Below are 16,997 nucleotides of genomic sequence, written 5' to 3' on the forward strand. Positions count from 1 at the left end.
TGGCGCTGGACGCCTCCTGCGCGGGCGGCGTCTGCGTCGCCTGCGCATTGGCCGCTCCGGCCGCCAAAACACTCGCGAACGCACTCGTCGCGAACAAAGCCTTCAGAAAGGACGATCCCCCTCGCGTGCTACCGACAGCACTCATCCTGCAACCCTCCCATTATTCATTGGACCATGTTCGATGGCCTGGCGGGAATTTGTCAGACGAGAGAGAACCGAACTATACGACCATGGTCGTAGGCGCCGCGGAACAGGGTTCTCCGGCGCGGTTATTCGGCCCGAACCGCATAGAGCGCGCGATGGGTCAGCACGAAAAGCGTCCGCTTGTCGGCGCCGCCGAACACCAGCTGCAGGGGCCGCTCCGGGATGTCCAGGCGGCCCAGCTCACGCCCATCGGGCGCATAGACGAACACCTGGCCGTTGGCGACATAAACCCGCCCCTCCGCGTCCGTGGCGACGCTCTCGCCGCCGCGGTCGGCGAAGGGCTTCAGGTCGGTGATCGCCCCGCCCTGCCCCACCAGGCCGCTATAGGTCTTGTTCTCCGAACTGTTGGCCACGAACACCCGCTCGCCCGGCTTGGCCGCGGTGAAGCCATAGGTGTCCAGCGAGTCGGAGAAGCGCAGTCCCCGGTGGTCCGCCGGCCCCTGCTGGAAGACCCGATAGGCGGGCAGGACGAGGCTGCCGTCGGGCGAGACATATTCCTTGGCTTTCGGCGCGGCCATGTCGCGCGCGAACATCTCCGCCAGGGTGGTGAACTGGTAGGTCTGCGGATCGAGCTGATCCTTGAACTCGCCGTTGTTCCACCAGTTGACGGGCAGCACGGTCGCCGCCCCCGCGTGGGCGCTCGACGGCGTCGCCGCGATCACCGTCACTTCGGTGTCGGGGCTGCCCGGCTTGAAGCTGTAGACCGAGCCATTGCGGCCGTCCGACGACAGCACCAGCAGGTTCCCCGACGCATCGACGGCCAGGTTGATCGGGTCCAGCGTATTGTCGCGGACGATCGACAGCTTGCGCGCCTGCGACCAGCTGTAGATGCGCTGGAAGCGGCGATCGGTGAAGTAGAGGGTCCCGGCCGCATCGACCGCGCCGCCGCCCAGCGAATAGAAACCGTCGGCCAGTTTCTCGACCTTCGCCCCCGCCGGAAAGACGGATGGCGCGACCGGCGACGGCGTGGTGGTCAGGTCCAGCACGGCGAATTGGCGCTCGCGCACCTCCAGGCCGCTGGTGACGTCCTGGATGGCGTTCTCGTAGGGATACTTCGTCAGGCGCAGATAGGTCGCGCAGCCGGCCTCGTCGCAGGTCGAGAACCCGCTCTCGCCATTCACCGCCACGTTGCGGAACCGGATGTCCTGGGAGTTATAGACCCTGACCGCCGCCGGCGCCGGCTTGCGCGTCCGGGTGACGCGATAGCCGTGATAGTTGGCCAGCAGGATGTTGCGCGAGTCGCGGATCTCCACCGACACGGTGTCCTCGCCCTCGCCGGCCTCCTCCTCGGTCTGGGGGGCCAGGAACTCCCAGTTGGCGACGCGATTCAGGGTGATCTCGGTGCGCAGGTGATGCTCGACCGAGGCCTGGTAGACGTGGCCGGGCGTGGTGGTGTCGGAGACGTAGATCCCGGAATAGGCGTAGGTGTTGGGGCTCCAGACATTGGCGAAGGTCCCGCCGCCGCCGTTCGTCACCCAAAGGCTCGGATATTGCCCGGCCCAGCGCTTGGCCGGATCGGCGTCGGCGGAGGCGTTGGCGTTGTAGGGGTTGAACCGCGAACCGTCGGCCAGATTGGTGCCGTGGCCGCCCTGGAACTTGACGTCGTTGACCATCGAGGCCGCGCCCGCCGTCCATAGCAGGGCCGTGGCGCGCGGGTTTTGCCCGTCGGTATAGAGGCCTAGGCCCGAGACGATGGCGTCGCCGCCGGCCGCCGACTGGACCAACGCCTTGGGCGCGCCGACGCCTTGGTAGGCGGGCGTGCGGTCGGGCAGCACGATCTGGGTCAGGCTGGGATGCAGGCCGATCAGCACCGTGTCGGGCCGCAGCTTCAGGGTGTCGGTGACGTGGTAGAACCCCGTCGGAAGATAGACCACGCGATGGGTGTCGATGGCCTTCTGCAAGGCGGCGGTGTCGTCGGTTGCGTTGTCGCCCTTGGCGCCCAGGGTGCGAACATTGACCCATTCGGAGGTCGGCGGCAGGGGACGGATCGCCGCCGCGGCGAGCTTCGGCGCGGCCGAAAGGGCTTCGGCCTGGAAGGTCGTTCGGTACTCGCCCATCTGGCCCAGGGCCGGCACGGTCAGGCCATGATTGAAGGCGGCCACGTGATAGGCGCGGCCCTTGCCCGCCACGGTCTTGCCGCTGTCGCGGAAGCGCGCGAACACCGGGGTGTTGACGGCCGAGGTGTTCTCGAAGCCGACCTGGGTGTAGACGTTGCGCTCGTTGGAGATGATGACGCCAGCCTTCGAGACGTTCTCGAAGCGGACGTCCCTCCCCCACAGCCAGTCGCCGTAGCCGCGGTCGATCTCGATCCCGACCGGCGTGTCGCGCATGGCGACATTGACCAGGGTCAGGCCCGCCTCGTGCTCGCGGATCGCCGCGTCGCGTTGCCCCTCGAAGGTCGAGTCGAGCAGGACGAAGCCCCACGCCGGCGACGGCTTTTCGGTCAGAATGCCATAGCGCCCGCCCTTGAAGTGCAGGTCCTCGGCCTCGTTGCCGATCTGGTACAGCCCCGCCAGGCCCGATCCGATGTCGAAGGTCATGTGACTGAGGAAGGCGTGCTGGGCCGCGTGGAAGCGGATCGCCGTCGCCGCCGGATTGCCCTTGCCGATCGTGAAGTCGACATTGCTGATCGCGGTGTAGAAGGTCCCGGAATTGGCGTCGGGCACGTCCTTGGCGAAGGGCACGCTGCCCGGCGGCGGGAACGGCACGCGCCGCGCCGGATCGGGCTTCGCGCCGGCGACGATCAGCATGTTGCTGACGCCCTTCTGGAAGCCCGGCGTGGCGTCGCCCAGCACGATCTCGGGACGCGTGGCCCCGACGCCGAAGATCCGCACGCCCGGCCACAGGAAGAGCGTCCGGCTGATCCGATAGCGGCCCGAGGGCAGGAAGACGATCCCGCCGCCCGGCTTGGCCGCCGCATCGATCGTCGCCTGCAGCGCGGCGGTGTCGTCCGCGCGGCCATCGCCCTTGGCCTTGGCCACGATGGCGGCCGGGTCGTCAGGCGCCGTCGCCAGGACGGAGGCCGAGGCCCATGTCTCGCCGGCCGCCGAGGCCAAAGCGATCGATGCCGCGAACGCGACGAGCCAGAGCTTCATGCCAAACTCCCTAGAACGACCTACGGCGCCACTGCGTACAAGGAATGGTGGGTCAGGACGAACAGGGTCTTGTTGTCCTCGCCGCCGAAGATCAGCTGCAGCGGGCGTTCCGGCACGTCGATGCGGCCGGCCAATTGGCCATCCGGGGCGTACCGGAAGATCTGCCCGTTGGCGACGAACACATTCCCTCGGCCATCGACCGCGACGCTCTCGCCGCCCCGGTTGGCGAACACCTTCAGGTCGGTCAGCGTCCCGGCGGGACCGACCTTGCCGCTATAGGTCTTGTTCTCCGAGCCATTGGTGAAGAACAGTCGCTCGCCCACGCCCCCGGCGATCAGGCCATTGGCCTGCAGGCTGTCGGCCCAGCGCCAGCCGACATGGTCGGGCGGCCCCTGTTGCCACACCCGGAAGGCCGGCAGCGAGAGGCTGCCGTCGGGCGAGACATATTCCTGCGCCTTGGGCGAGGCGACGTCGCGGGCGAACATCTCGGCCAGGGTGGTGAAATGGTCGGTGGCCGGATCGTACTGGTCGCGGAACTCGCCGTTGTTCCACCAGTTGACCGGCAGCAGGGTCTTGGCCCCGGCTCGCGCGGCCGCGGCCGTCGGCGCGATCATCGTCAGCTGGTCCTTGGGACCTTCGGGATCGATCGAATAGACCGTGGCCTGCGGACCGTAGGACGACACCACTAGGAGCTTGCCCGAGCGGTCGATCGCCAGGTTGGTGGGGTCCAGGGAGTGGTCGCGCACGACCTCCAGGCCCGTGGCGGCCGTCCAGCGATAGATGCGCTGGAAGCGCTTTTCGATGAAGTACAGCGCGCCGTCGGCGCCGACCGTCGCGCCGGAGATCGACCAGAAGCCAGTCTCGAGCTTGCGGACCCGGGGATCGCTGGCCGGCGCGACGCCGGGCGACGGGGCGCCGGTGACGTCCAGCACCGCGAACTCGCGCTCGCGCACCTCCAGCTTGCGCGTCTTGTCCTGGATCGCGTTCTCGAACGGATACTTGCTGGCCCGCAGATAGGTGCCGCAGCCGATGTCGTCGCACAGGGCCACGCCGCTCTCGGCGTTGATATGGACGTTGCGGAAGCGGATGTCGGTCGAGTTGAACAGCTTCACCGCCGTCTCGGCCGGGTGATACGACCGGGTCACGCGATAGCCGTGATAGTTGGCGAACAGGATGTTCTTGGAGTTGCGCACCTCCAGCGACACCGCGTCGGGGCCGTCGCCGACCTCCTGCTCGGTCTGGGGCGCCAGGAACTCCCAGTTCTCGACATTATCGAGCACGAATTCGTTACGGACGTGGTGCTCGACCGAGACCTCGTAGATGTGACCCGGCGTCTTGGTGTCGCTGATGTAGAAGCCCGCCGAGGCGAAGGTGTTGGGGCTCCAGACGTCGGCGAAGGTGCCGCCGCCGCCGTCGGTCACCCAGATGCTGGGATACTGCGCGTCCCAGCGGCCGTCGGCTACCGGATCGCCGCTGCGGGCCTGGGCCGCGCCCAGCGGCTTGCCGTCCGAAGTCGGGGTGCCGCCGCCGCCCATGATCTTGACGTCCGTGACCAGGGAGTTCGCGCCCGACCGCCACAGCAGGGCCGAGGCGCGCGGATTGATGCGTCCGGTGAACAGACCGATGCCGGACAGGATGTTGTCGCCGCCCTTGGGCGTTTCCAGGATCGGCCTCACCGCGCCGACACCGGCGTGGCGAACATTGCCGTCGGGAATGACCAGCTGGGCCAGCGCCGGGTGCAGGCCGATCAGCACCGTATCGGGTCGAAGCTTCAGCGTGTCGGAGACCATGTAGAAGCCGGTCGGCAGGTAGAGCACCCGGTGGGTGTCGATGGCCTTCTGCAGGGCGGCGGTGTCATCGGTGCTTCCATCGCCCTTGGCCCCCAGCGTCTTGACGTTGGTCCACTCGGCCATCGGCGGCAGCGCGCGGAGCGCCGGCGCCTGGGCGGTCGGCAGCGCCTTCAGCGGCGCGATATCCGACAGCGTCTTGTACTCGCCCGTCTGGCCCAGACCCGACAGCGTCAGGCCGTAGGTGAAAGACGCGACGCGATAGGCCCTGCCCTTGCCGTCAACGGTCTTGCCGCTGTCGCGGAAGCGGGCGAACACCGGGGTGTTGGACGCCACGGCGTTGTCGAAGCCGACCTGGGTGAAGACGTTGTCCTCGGCCGAGATCACCACGCCGGCCTTGGAGACGTTCTCGAAGCGGACGTTCTTGCCCCACAGGCTGTCGCTATAGCCGCGATCGATCTCGATCCCGACCGGGGTGTTCTTGATGGCGACATTGACCAGGGTCAGGTCGACCTCGTGCTCGCGGATGGCCGCGTCGCGCTGACCGTCGAACGTGGAGTCCACCAGGGTGAACTGCCAGGCCGGCGAGGTCTTCTCGGTGACGATGCCGTAACGGCCGCCGTGGAAGTGGACGTCCTCCATGATGTTGCCGGCCTGGTAGACGCCGGCGAAGGCCGAACCCAGGCGGAAGTCCATGTGGCGGAGGAAGGCGTGCTGAGCCATGCGGAAGCGGACCGCCGCCGCGGCCGGATTGCCCTCTCCGATCTCGACGTCGATGTTGGCCATCGACGAATAGAAGGTGCCGGAATTGGCGTCGCGCACCTTGGCGGTCTTGGGCCTGACGGTCGGCACCGGCACGGGAATGTCGCCGACCTGATACTGGTCGCCGCCGGTGAACACGATCATCGTGCCCACGCCCTCCTGGAAGCCCGGCGTATTGGCGCCCAACAGGAAGACAGGGCGCGTCGGCCCCACGCCGAAGATGCGCACGCCGGGGGGCACCAGGATGCTGCGGCTCAGGCGATAGCGGCCCGAGGGCAGGAAGACGAGGCCATGTCCGGTCTTGTCCCGAGCGGCGTCGATGGCCTTCTGGACGGCGTCGGTGTCGTCGGCGCGACCATCGCCCACGGCCTTGACCACGACGGCCCGCGGATCGTCGGGCGCGGCGGTCAGCATGGACCGGGTTTCGGCCATGACAGGGGTGGAAACCGCCAGGATCGCCGCCAAGACCACCGCTCTCATGTCACTCTCCTCGTCACTATCGCCAAGCGATAGGAGATAGCCGCGCGTCTCGCATCCGCGACCATGGTCGTAGTTACGCTCCGCCAGCGGGCCGGTAGAAACCGAACTCCCGGCTGGCCGAGCGCGTCCTGATTTCGACGCCGAACGACCGGCCTGCTTTCGAGGAGGCCGCTTGCCGTCGTCATCCAGCCTCGCGCGGCCCGCCGGGCTCGCCGTCATCACCATGGGCGTCAGCGGCTGCGGGAAGTCGACGCTGGGGGCCCTGCTGGCGCGCCAGCTCGGCTGCTCGTTCCTGGAGGGCGACGCGTTCCATGACGCGCGCGCGATCGCCAAGATGCGCGCCGGCCAGCCTCTCGACGATGACGATCGCTGGCCCTGGCTTGACCGGCTGGGCGCGGCCATCGGCGAGACCTTGGCGGCCGAGGGACAGGTCGTAGCCGCCTGCTCGGCGCTGAGGCGCAGCTATCGCGAGCGCCTGCGTGGCATGATCGGCGCGCGCACAAGGTTCGTGCTTCTGGACGTCAGCCACGCCGAACTCCTGCGGCGGCTCACCGAGCGCTCGGAACACTACATGCCGGCCAGCCTGCTCGACAGCCAACTAGCCACCCTGGAGCGCCCCACCGCCGATGAGGCCGTGTTCACGCTCCAGGCCCTCGCCGAGCCCGATCGGCTTTGCGAGATGATCCAGGGCTGGCTGGAGGACGAAACGCGCCAGCCCAGCAGCGCGAGCGCTTCAGGGCATTAGCCGCTTTCGTCCGCGCGACAGGTGCCAGCGCATGGCCAGGGCGGCTCCGTCGCCGTCCTGCGCGCGGATCGCTTCGACGATCATCTCATGCTCGCGCATCATCTCGCCGATCGCCTCGGGCGGCCGCGAGCGCGAGATATCGACCCCCGCCCGCATGATCCGGTCCACGTCCGGCTGCAGCGCCTCGAATGTGACCAGGAAGGCCGGGTTGGCCGTGGCCAGAACGATCTGGCGATGCAGCTCCATGTCCTCCGCATGGGCCGGCGCGTTCGACAGCAGGGCGTCGCGCAGCTTCGAAAGCGCCTCCTCGATGCAGGCCATCTCTTCGGCCGAGCGCCTGGCCGCCGCCAACCGCGCCGCCTCGGCCTCGAGCACGAAGCGCACCTCGTAACTGCCCAGCGTCGAGGGCAGCTCCGATAGCGGCACATAGGCGCTCAGCTTGTCCGACGGCCGGTTCTTGACGAACGAGCCCGCGCCGCGCCGCGCCTCGGTGATGCTGTCGGCCGCCAGCCTCACCAGCGCCTCGCGGACGATGGTGCGCGACATGCCGAAGATCTCGGCCAGCCGCGCCTCGGACGGCAGCCGGTCGCCGACCGCCAGGCCGTCGGTCTTGATCATTTCGACTATGCCCAAATAGGCCTGGTCGGCTAGGCGGCCTTGGTTCATCCAAGGGATCTCCACGATCGCGGCTGGCGTCGTCGCGCCCCGCGCACCTCAAGACATGCCGACCGGACCCCAAACGGGTCGACGACGGAGATGCGCGGCTCCGTCCCCGGTCGGGCTGCGGGCCCGGCGCCGTCCAGGCGGTTCTTCACGAGCCGGAAGCCCCGGGTCATCGACGCGGCGCGAGAATAGCCAAGCTCGCCATGTTCGCAAAAGGGCCATGTTCGCAAAAGGAAGGTCGCTCACACGCGCTTCGCACGCGCCGGCGCCCGGTCGCTCCGGGGCGCAACGTGTCCTTCATCGGTTCCTCCCGCCGCCCCCGAGGGCGCGTCCTTATTCTCCCGAATCTGTACGACAGATTTCGGGTGCTGTCCAAAAACGCACCAACTGTTTACGCTAACATTGACCATTTCGCTTGAATCTGTCCAACTAATATAGCTACGTTCCACGGTATGGACCGCTGGCCGGCGAAGATCGGCGCACCTATCGAGGCGGAGACCGTCCGTTGCGAAACGACGGTTAGGGACAGGAAATTGCAGGGGTGAAAATGACCAGGAAACAACGGGACCACGCTGACACCGACATGCGGATCGGCTTCAGCGATCTCACGCCAACCCAGTTGAAGGTTCTGGAGGGCGTGAACTCCGGGCTGCTCAACAAGCAGATCGCCTTCGACCTCGGAATCGCCGAGGCGACGGTCAAGGCGCACATGACCGCCGTGATGCGCAAGCTCAACGTCCACAACCGAACCCAGGCCGCCATCGCCGCGCGGGCGATGAGCCTCGCCCCCAGGGTCGCGACCCAATAGGGCTTCTCAGCCAAGTCGGATCCGAGGGCGCGTCTGGAGCCTGCCTGGTTTAGATGGAACCTTCTAAACCGGAAGACTCCTCCCGCGTCGTCCCTTCTCCGCGCCACTCACCGACGAGCGCGGCGACGTCCCGCGACGGCGAGCGCCCGAACAAGCGCGCGTACTCGCGGCTGAACTGCGAAGCGCTTTCGTAGCCGACGCGCGTCGCGGCGGCCGCCGCCCCGAGCGCCTCCGCCATCATCAGCCTGCGCGCGTGCATCAGCCGTATGATCTTCTGGAACTGCAGGGGGCTCATGTTCGTGACGCGCTTGAACTGGCGATGGAAGGCCGAAGCGCTCATCGCCACGCGTCGCGCCAGGTCTTCAACGCGCAGAGGCTGATCGAAATTCTCCCGGATCCACCGCACGGCCGCGTGGATCCGGGAAAGCGCCGTGCCGGGCGTGGCGATGTCGCGCAGCAGCCAGCCCTGCGGCCCTTGCAGCACGCGATACAGAACCTCCCGCTCGTAGCCCGGCCCCAGGACCGGGATGTCTTCGGGGCGCTCCATCAACCGCATCAGCCTGACCCAGGCGTCCAGAAGCTCCGGTGTGACCGCCGCGACGGAGAAGCCCGATCCCTGTCCCGCCGATGGTCGCGCTGCGTCGAGGATCGAGGCGATGACCGCCGGCTCCAGGCTCAGGCCGACCGAGAGATAGGGCTCTCCGTCGGCCGCGGGATGGACGGCGCCGACCGCCGGCAGATCGACCGTCATGACGAAATAGGTCGCCGGATCGTAGCGTAGGGTCTGGCCGCCGATCGTCAGCGACTTGGACCCTTGCAGGATCAGGTTGATCATCGGCTCGTAGACCGCCGCCAGTTCATGCTCCGGTATCGCGCCGCGCACCATGACCAGGCGCGGTATCCCGGTTTCGGTTCGACGGTTCTCGGCGCGCGCGGCCAGACGGCGCAGTTCGGCCAGGGCCTTTTCCATGCGGACGTCCATGCGCGCCGATCGCGTCCCCGACAAGGACAAAGCAGGATCAGGCAAGTATCGGGCAGGATCGCCCAGCGCCATGGGGCCGCCTTGCGCCTATCTCCCGCGCACTTGAAACCGGAGAGACACCATGCGGATCGCCATCATCACGGGCGCCAGCCGAGGCCTGGGACGCAGCGCCGCCTTGCAGTGCGCGCAGCGCGGCATGGGCGTGATCGTCACCTACAACAGCCATCCCCAAGGCGCCCAGGCGGTGGTCGAGGACATCGCGCGCGCGGGCGGTAAGGCCGCGGCCTTGCCTCTGGACGTCAGCCAGACCTCGGGCTTCCCGGCGTTCCGAGACAGGGTGAGCGAGACCCTGAAGACGGTCTGGTCCCGCGACAGCTTCGACTTTCTGGTCAACAACGCCGGCTACGGCCTCTTCGAGCCGATCGCCAGCGTCAGCGAGGCGCAGTTCGACGGTCTCTTCAACGTGCACCTGAAGGGTCCGTTCTTCCTCACCCAGACCCTGCTCCCCCTGATGGCCGACGGCGGCGCGATCGTGAACGTGACCAGCGCCACCACCCGCGTCGCCACGGCCGGCGTCGCGCCCTACGCCGCCTTCAAGGGCGGCCTGGAGGTGCTGACGCGATACATGGCCAAGGAGTTCGGCGATCGACGCATCCGCGCCAACGCCGTGGCGCCCGGCGCCATCCGCACCGATCTGGGCGGCGGGCTGAGCGAGGACTTCGAGGCCCTGCTCGCCGGCCAGACCGCCCTGGGACGCATCGGCGAACCGGACGACGTGGGCCGCGTGGTGGCCAGCCTGCTGTCCGACGAGGGCGGCTGGATCAACGCGCAATCGATCGAGGTGGCTGGCGGCTACAACATCTAGCGCGGGGTCCCGACATCCGCCCGTCGGGCGCGATTTGGCCAAGCCTCGCGACGAAGCCCGTCGCAACGTCGCGAGGCCAACGGCGCCGCCGTGGCCGCCAAAACCATGGAGACTGACATGATCGACGAGATCGCCATCCGCGAGGTCCTGGCCCGCTATGTTCGCGCCGCCGATCACAGGAATGGCGCGGCGATGGCCGAGCTGTTCGTCGACGGCGCCACCGTCGAGATCCACTACGACAAGGGCGGAGCCGACCAGTTGCTCGGCGTTCTGGAGGGACGCGAGGCGATCGCGCACGCCGTGGGCGCGATGATGCTACCGCACCCGCCGCGCGGCTGGAGCCATCACACGACCCACGACGCCATCGTCTCGATCGCGGGCGACTTCGCCGAGCTCGACGCGCAGTTCGTGGTGTTCAGCGTCCTGGGCGCCCAACAGCCCGCCGACGGCTGGCCGGAAACCGCGGTCGGCGCTCAGGGCGCGGTGACGCCGATCGAGTCGGGGTACTATCGGCCCACCCTTCGCAAGATCGACGGCGCCTGGCGCATCCAGACGCACAGGATCTACCTCGACCTGCCGATGGCCTTTCCGCGTCAGGCGGCGTGAGCCGGTCCGGGATCGTTCAAGGTCGCGGTCCCGCTTCAAGACCCCCTTCAAGATCCCGTCGATCGTCACCACGTTCGCTACGCCGACAGCCGAGCCGCTCCTCGAAAGCGTCGCCGGAGGCGATCGCCAGCGCGCCGATCTCTCCCGGCGGGCCCAAACCGAAGGTCATCGCATGTCCCTGACGCTCTACAACTTCCCCCTGTCCGGCCACTCGCACCGGGCGCGCCTCTTCCTGTCGCTGATCGGCGCCGACGCCGAGATCGTCGACGTCAATCTGGCGCAAGGCGAGCACAAGTCGCCCGCGTTCCTGGCGATGAACAGCCTCGGGCAGGTGCCGGTGCTCAAGGACGGGGCGACGGTCATCGCCGACTCCAACGCCATCCTGGTCTATCTCGCCAAGAAGGCGGGACGTTCGGACTGGCTGCCGGAGGCGCCGGCCGAAGCCGCGCGTGTCCAGCGCTGGCTGTCGATCGCCGCCGGAGAACTCGCCGCCGGCCCGGCCTCGGCGCGGCTGATCACCTTGTTCGGCGCCAAGCTCGATCCGGAAAAGACGATCGCCAAGGCTCACGCCATCCTCAAGGTGATGAATGACGAGCTGACGACGTCGGACTACCTGGCGGGCCCCCAGCCGACCATCGCCGACGTCGCGGCCTATTCCTACGTGGCTCACGCCCCTGAGGGGAACGTCTCGCTCGACGACTATGGCGCCGTCCTGGCCTGGATCGCGCGGATAGAGGCCCTGCCCGGCTTCACGCCCATGCCGAGCTCGCCGGTTGGGCTGAGGGCGTAACACCCCGCGCCCGCCTCCATCTCGCAACCTGCTGGCTCGCCTGAGACAGAGCCGCCCCTTCGAGGCCCGACCGCATGTCCACGCCCCCGCTCCCGACCTGGCCCCACGCCCGCTCGCCGTTTCACGCCGGCGAACAGGCGGTTCAGGATCGCGTGGGCGTGCGGGAACGGATCGAGACCCTGGGTCGAAGGGTCATCCGGGGCGAGATGCCCGAGCAACACCAGCTGTTCTTCGCCCAACTGCCCTTCCTGGTGCTGGGCGTCCGCGACGAGGAGGGCTGGCCCTGGGCGACCCTGATTGGCGGGGCCCCAGGGTTTGCTCGCGCCCTGGGCCCGACCCGGCTCGCGGTCGGCGTCCTGCCCCATCCGGAGGATCCCGCCGCCCCGGGCCTGCGGGCCGGCGGAGCGGTGGGGGTGCTGGGCATCGAGCTTCCCACCCGGCGGCGCAATCGCCTGAATGGCCGGGTCCAGACCGCCGACCCGCTCGGCTTCGTGATCTCGGTCGATCAGAGCTTTGGCAACTGCCCGCAATATATCCAGACGCGCGCTTTCGAAGCCGCGCCGCCCCGCGATCCCAAGGCGGACGGCCCGGTGGTCAGCGCTCCCGGCCTCGACGACGCCGCTCGGGCCTTGATCACCCGCGCCGACACCTTCTTCATCGCCTCGGCCCCGCCCGAGCAAGCCGATGACCCGGTCAGCGGCGTCGACGTCTCCCATCGCGGGGGCAAGCCCGGCTTCGTGCGCGTCGAGGGCGACGTCCTGACCGTTCCCGACTTCGTCGGCAATTTCCTGTTCAACACGCTGGGCAACCTGACCCTGGATCCCCGGGCGGGACTGGTGTTTCCGGACTTCGAAACCGGCGACCTGCTGCATCTGGCCGTGACGGCGGAAATCATCTGGGAGGGGCCCGAGGTGGACGCCTACGCCGGCGCCGAACGCCTGCTTCGCCTCACCGTGGCCCGGATGGCGCGCGTGCCCGCCAGCCTTCCCATGCGGGCCAGGGGCGAGGCCGGACTGTCGCCTTTTCTGGAGCAGACGGGGGCCTGGTCACCCCAGCGCAAAGGAGACTGGGCCGCGCGCGACTACAAGAGCCTGCGCGTGACGAGAATTGTCGACGAGACGCCGCTGGTCCGATCCCTGTGGCTCGAGCGGGCGGACGGCGCGGCGCCGCCCTCGTTCAAGCCCGGCCAATTCCTGACGGTCAGGCTGCCGGACGCGCCAGGGCGTCTGGTGCGCACCTACACCCTCTCCGACGCGCCCGATGGCCGAGCCTATCGTCTCAGCATCAAGCGGCAGGGCGCGGCCTCGACCTGGCTGCACCAGGCGAAGGTCGGCGACCTGCTCGAGGCCCTGCCGCCCAACGGCGATTTCATGCTCGACGAACAATCCTCGCGCCCGATCGTCATGATCTCGGCCGGGATCGGCGTCACGCCGATGATCGCGATGCTGAACGGCCTTCTGGCGCAAGGTACGAGCCGCCGTGATCGGCCGATCTGGTTCTTCCACGGCGCCAGAAGCCGGCGCGAGCACGCCTTCGCCGAGCATCTGGCGCGCCAGGCCGCGCGCCACGACGCCCTGCGTCTGGTCACCACCTACAGCGCGCCGGAAGCCGGCGACCTCGACACGGGCGCCCTGCCGGGGCGGATCGATCTCGACCTCGTCCGTCGCACGCTGCCGCTCGACGACTACGACATCTACCTGTGCGGCCCGCCGGCCTTCATGCAGGCGCTCTTCGAGGGCCTGCCGAAACTGGGCGTCGCCCCCAACCGCATCCGCGCCGAGGCATTCGGGCCGGCCTCCGTGAAAATGAAGACTCCGGGTTCGAGGCCCGCGGCGGTCTCGCCTTCGAACGCGCTCGTGACCTTCGCGTCGAGCGGCAAGACGACGCCGTGGCGCGAGGGCAGCCTGCTCGACCTTGCCGAACGGTCGGGCCTGCAACCGGTGTTCAGTTGCCGCATGGGCGTCTGTGGCGAGTGCCGGACGGCGGTGCTGGCCGGAAGCGTCATCTATGACGACCAGCCCGTCGCCGACGTCGCGCCGGGCGAGGCGCTGCTGTGCTGCGCCAGACCGGCCACCGACCTGGTGCTCGATCTCTAGACCCGACCGAGGAAGGCAAAATGACCAGAGCTAGCGCCCCACAGGCCATCGAGATCACACGCTTCAACCTCGCGCCGGGCCTGAGCATCGGCGACTTCGTTCGCGCCAACGCCGACGTGGACGCCTGGCTCGTGCGCCAGCCCGGCTTCGTGTCCCGGCGGATCGCCCAGGACGAGGGCGGCGAGGTCATCGACATGCTGATCTGGGAGAGCGCGGCGCAAGGCGAGGCGGCCGCCAGCCGATTGATGTCGGAGCTCGCCAGCTCGCCCGTCCACGCCGCGATCGATCAGAGGACGGTCTCCTGGACCGTCGCGCCGGTGGTCCACAGCCTGCCGGCCTAGCGACCGGGCTTGCCTCTCGCCGCACCCGGGCGGACGCCGCGCCGGCGCAGGAACGCGCGGCTGAAGGCCGCCTCCGAGCCATAACCGTAGGCGCTCGCCACGGCGGCGATCGTCGCCGTTCCGGACGCCAACCTCCGGTGCGCCAGGCCCAGCCGCAGATCGGCCAGGAACTCCATCGGCGATCTCCCGGCCAAGCGCCGGAAGAGCCGCGCCAAGGCGGCGCGTGACATCGCCGCGCGCTCGGCCAAGGCGTCGAGCGTCCAGTCCGCGCCGGGGCGCTCGACCATCGCGGCCACGGCCCGGGCCGCGCCACGGTGCCCCAGCAGCGCCAGCAATCCCGCCGCCGGCGGATCCTGCTCGAGGTGATCGCGAAGCAGCATGACGAAAAGCGCGCTCGCGAGATCCGAAGCGATCGCCAGGCCGCCCGGCCGCGGCAGATCCAGCTCCTGCCGCATCGCTTCGACCAAGCGGGCGTGCTGGCCCTCTTTCGCGGGACCAGCGGCGCGCACGATGACCTCGGGCAAAAGGTCGAGCGGGGCGTCCGCGGCGTCGAAATGCAGGCGACCGCAGAGGATTTCGGCCTCAACGGCCTGAGCCAGGTCGGTCTTGAGGACAAGCCCGCCATGGGCGAAGCGCTCCAGTCGCGCGCCGCTGCCGTTCCCGGCGCGGGTTCCCAGCATGTGGGCGTCTCCGCGTGGCAGCAGCAACACATCGCCCGCCTCCAGCCGGAGGGTCGCGTGGCCCGGGCGTTCGAGCAGGCACGCGCCTCGGGTGACGATGTGGAACTGCGCGACGTCCTCGGCCTCGTGCCGCGAGACGACATTGGGGCCAAAACGGCACAGCTCCTGCAGTTGCGGACGCACCCGGAGCAGCGGCGCGAGATGGCTCAGCGGATCTTCGGTCGACACGGTCTCCAGCCCTCCTTCCGCGTGGCCTCGCCGCCGACGTCCACCGCTAAAGCCTGTTGCGCGCGCCTTCCATCCGCGGCCAGCCACCGGACGCGGGGTTTCTCCAAAGGCGCGCCACCGCTTCAAGCGCTCGATGCGGCGATGTCGCAGTTTCGACCCGTCGCGACAGCCCGCCGCGCGCCGACGTTTCCCGAGGAACCAAGACATGACCGATCCGCAACCTCATTCGCGTCCTCTTTCGCGCCCCCTTTCGCACAGCGGCGCGCTGCTCGCCGCGGTTGTCGCCGCGCTGCTGGGCGTCCAGCCTCGCGCGGCGGCGGCCCAGACGCCCTACGACAACATCAACAAGGCCGCCGAGGCGGCCAAGGTGACGATCACGCCGCTTCGGGGCGGGGTCTATCTCGTCGAAGGGTCCGGCGGGAACATGGCCGCGATCGGCGGCCCCGAGGGCCTGCTGCTGGTCGACGACGGCATCGCCGTCTCCAAGGACAAGATGCATGCGGCGCTGCGCGGCGTGGGCAAGGGACCGCTCCGCTACGCGATCAACACCCACTGGCATTGGGACCATACCGACGGCAACGCATGGGCGCGCCAGGACGGCGCGATCGTCGTAGCCCACGCCAACACGGCCCGACACCTGGAAGACACTCTCCGGGTCGAGGAATGGGGGCACACCTTCACCCCGGTCGCGCCCGCCGCGCGGGTCGACGTGCGCATCGACGCTCCGACGACCATCGCCTTCGCCGGCGACCAGCTGATCCTTCGCCCCTATGCGCCGTCCCATACCGACGGCGACCTGGCGGCCTACTTCCAGGGAGCCGACATCCTGCTGACCGGCGACATCTGGTGGAACGGACTCTATCCCTTCATCGACTATGTGGCCGGCGGCGGCATTGACGGCATGATCGCGGCCGCCGACGCCAGCATCGCCATGGCGGGTCCGCGGACGATCGTCATTCCGGGCCACGGCCCCGTCGGCGGCCGCGCGGACCTGGTCGCCTATCGCCACATGCTGTCGACCATTCGCGACAATGTCGCGCGCCTCAAGGCGCAAGGCCTGTCCGTCGATCAGGTGATCGCCGCGCGTCCCACCGCCGCGTTCGACGAGACCTGGGGCAAGGCGATCATCAGTCCGGCTCTCTTCACGCGTCTCGTCTATCGCGGCGTGTAACCCGATCCGAAGCCTTTTCCCCAGAAGGTCGCCGTTCGCGCGCGCAGCACGACGGCGGCTCAAGGCTTCGGAAGGCTCGTCGCCCCTCCCTCCCCCAGACGGGGCGACGAGCCGACCTCTACTCTAGGCTTTGGGATTGGCGTGGCGCAGGGCCTCGATCGTGGCGATCATCGCGCGCATGGCGGCGGGATTGTATTCACCCTGGCCGGCCGGGCCGTGATGGATCTCGATGGAGCGCCCTCCTCCCAGGTCCGTATGGAAGAAGTTGGGCGTGAAGAACCGCCCTTCAGCGGGCGCGCCGTCGGGCGCCGGTTCGCTCGCCCCGGCGTCGGTGTCGACGGCGCCCAACTGCGTGAGCTGATCATTCAGCAGCGCCTTGAGCCCGGGATCCAGGTCGCCGCCCGACGGTCCCAGCAGGTTCACCGTAAAACCGTTGGCGGTGTCAGCCTCGAAGAGGCTGGTCATCAACCCCTTCCCCGGGGCCATGTCGACCAACGGGGCTGGATCGTTCGGATTGGGAAACGAGGTCGACGGCGCGGAACGCCCCCGCGCGGCGGAGGCTATCGATTGCCCCGCCGCCAGTCCCATGATGCTCATGACGAAGTGCTCCTCGGGTTATGAGTAGCACCTGATAAGCAACATCCGAACCACGGAACATAAATACAAACCGCGATTCACAAGTACAAAAGCACCG

General features: G+C 68.6%; 13 protein-coding genes and 1 pseudogene. 8 read left to right on the forward strand and 6 right to left on the reverse strand.

What is annotated here, in order from left to right; translation table 11 throughout:
- Positions 1–269: 269 nt before the first annotated feature.
- Both VJ655_RS04325 and VJ655_RS04330 read right to left on the reverse strand, forming a co-directional pair.
- A complete protein-coding gene (locus VJ655_RS04325) occupies positions 270–3,299 on the reverse strand; it encodes a glycosyl hydrolase family 28-related protein (protein ID WP_324109837.1) in 3,030 nt (1,009 codons plus the stop codon).
- A gap of 20 nt (positions 3,300–3,319) precedes the next feature.
- Complete coding sequence (locus VJ655_RS04330) at positions 3,320–6,328, reverse strand: glycosyl hydrolase family 28-related protein (protein ID WP_324109838.1); 3,009 nt, start codon at positions 6,326–6,328, stop codon at positions 3,320–3,322.
- 172 nt (positions 6,329–6,500) lie between these two features.
- Here VJ655_RS04330 and VJ655_RS04335 point away from each other — a divergent pair, with 172 nt between their 5' ends.
- Entirely contained in the window at positions 6,501–7,073 is a 573-nt protein-coding gene (locus VJ655_RS04335) for a gluconokinase (RefSeq protein ID WP_324109839.1), read from the forward strand.
- On the opposite strand, the gene VJ655_RS04340 is transcribed toward VJ655_RS04335, so the two are convergent.
- The gene (locus VJ655_RS04340) at positions 7,062–7,739 is read right to left on the reverse strand and encodes a FadR/GntR family transcriptional regulator (protein ID WP_324109840.1); all 678 of its coding nucleotides are present in this window, start codon (positions 7,737–7,739) and stop codon (positions 7,062–7,064) included. The two genes, VJ655_RS04335 and VJ655_RS04340, sit on opposite strands and share 12 nt — an antisense overlap.
- A 601-nt stretch (positions 7,740–8,340) precedes the next feature.
- Between VJ655_RS04340 and VJ655_RS04345 the strand changes: the two are divergent.
- A pseudogene (locus VJ655_RS04345) lies at positions 8,341–8,544 on the forward strand (response regulator transcription factor); the annotation flags it as partial.
- 49 nt (positions 8,545–8,593) lie between these two features.
- Here the strand turns inward: VJ655_RS04345 and VJ655_RS04350 are convergent.
- On the reverse strand, positions 8,594–9,526 hold the full coding sequence (locus VJ655_RS04350; RefSeq protein WP_324109842.1) for an AraC family transcriptional regulator: 933 nt from the start codon (positions 9,524–9,526) through the stop codon (positions 8,594–8,596).
- A 121-nt stretch (positions 9,527–9,647) separates the two neighbouring features.
- Between VJ655_RS04350 and VJ655_RS04355 the strand changes: the two genes are divergently transcribed.
- The 5 genes from VJ655_RS04355 (at position 9,648) to VJ655_RS04375 (ending at position 14,224) form a co-directional block, all read left to right on the forward strand.
- On the forward strand, positions 9,648–10,391 hold the full coding sequence (locus VJ655_RS04355) for an SDR family NAD(P)-dependent oxidoreductase (RefSeq protein WP_324109843.1): 744 nt from the start codon (positions 9,648–9,650) through the stop codon (positions 10,389–10,391).
- A gap of 117 nt (positions 10,392–10,508) precedes the next feature.
- Positions 10,509–10,997, forward strand: coding sequence for a nuclear transport factor 2 family protein (locus tag VJ655_RS04360; protein WP_324109844.1), 489 nt, complete (start codon positions 10,509–10,511; stop codon positions 10,995–10,997).
- A 172-nt stretch (positions 10,998–11,169) separates the two neighbouring features.
- Complete coding sequence (locus VJ655_RS04365; RefSeq protein ID WP_324109845.1) at positions 11,170–11,787, forward strand: glutathione S-transferase; 618 nt, start codon at positions 11,170–11,172, stop codon at positions 11,785–11,787.
- A 74-nt stretch (positions 11,788–11,861) separates the two neighbouring features.
- Complete coding sequence (locus VJ655_RS04370; RefSeq protein ID WP_324109846.1) at positions 11,862–13,883, forward strand: pyridoxamine 5'-phosphate oxidase family protein; 2,022 nt, start codon at positions 11,862–11,864, stop codon at positions 13,881–13,883.
- Positions 13,884–13,903: 20 nt separating this feature from the next.
- The gene (locus VJ655_RS04375) at positions 13,904–14,224 is read left to right on the forward strand and encodes a hypothetical protein (RefSeq protein WP_324109847.1); all 321 of its coding nucleotides are present in this window, start codon (positions 13,904–13,906) and stop codon (positions 14,222–14,224) included.
- On the opposite strand, the gene VJ655_RS04380 is transcribed toward VJ655_RS04375, so the two are convergent.
- The gene (locus VJ655_RS04380) at positions 14,221–15,132 is read right to left on the reverse strand and encodes an AraC family transcriptional regulator (protein WP_324109848.1); all 912 of its coding nucleotides are present in this window, start codon (positions 15,130–15,132) and stop codon (positions 14,221–14,223) included. The two genes, VJ655_RS04375 and VJ655_RS04380, sit on opposite strands and share 4 nt — an antisense overlap.
- Positions 15,133–15,337: 205 nt before the next feature.
- Here VJ655_RS04380 and VJ655_RS04385 point away from each other — a divergent pair, with 205 nt between their 5' ends.
- Positions 15,338–16,303 carry an MBL fold metallo-hydrolase gene (locus tag VJ655_RS04385; RefSeq protein ID WP_324109849.1) on the forward strand — a complete coding sequence of 322 codons (966 nt, stop codon included), beginning with the start codon at positions 15,338–15,340 and terminating at the stop codon, positions 16,301–16,303.
- 123 nt (positions 16,304–16,426) lie between these two features.
- Here VJ655_RS04385 and VJ655_RS04390 read toward each other — a convergent pair whose 3' ends face one another.
- Entirely contained in the window at positions 16,427–16,900 is a 474-nt protein-coding gene (locus tag VJ655_RS04390) for a hypothetical protein (RefSeq protein WP_324109850.1), read from the reverse strand.
- Between the last annotated feature and the right edge of the window lie 97 nt (positions 16,901–16,997).

Origin of the sequence: Caulobacter sp., assembly GCF_035254145.1 — a bacterium.
In the GTDB taxonomy this organism is placed as follows: Bacteria; Pseudomonadota; Alphaproteobacteria; order Caulobacterales; family Caulobacteraceae; genus Caulobacter.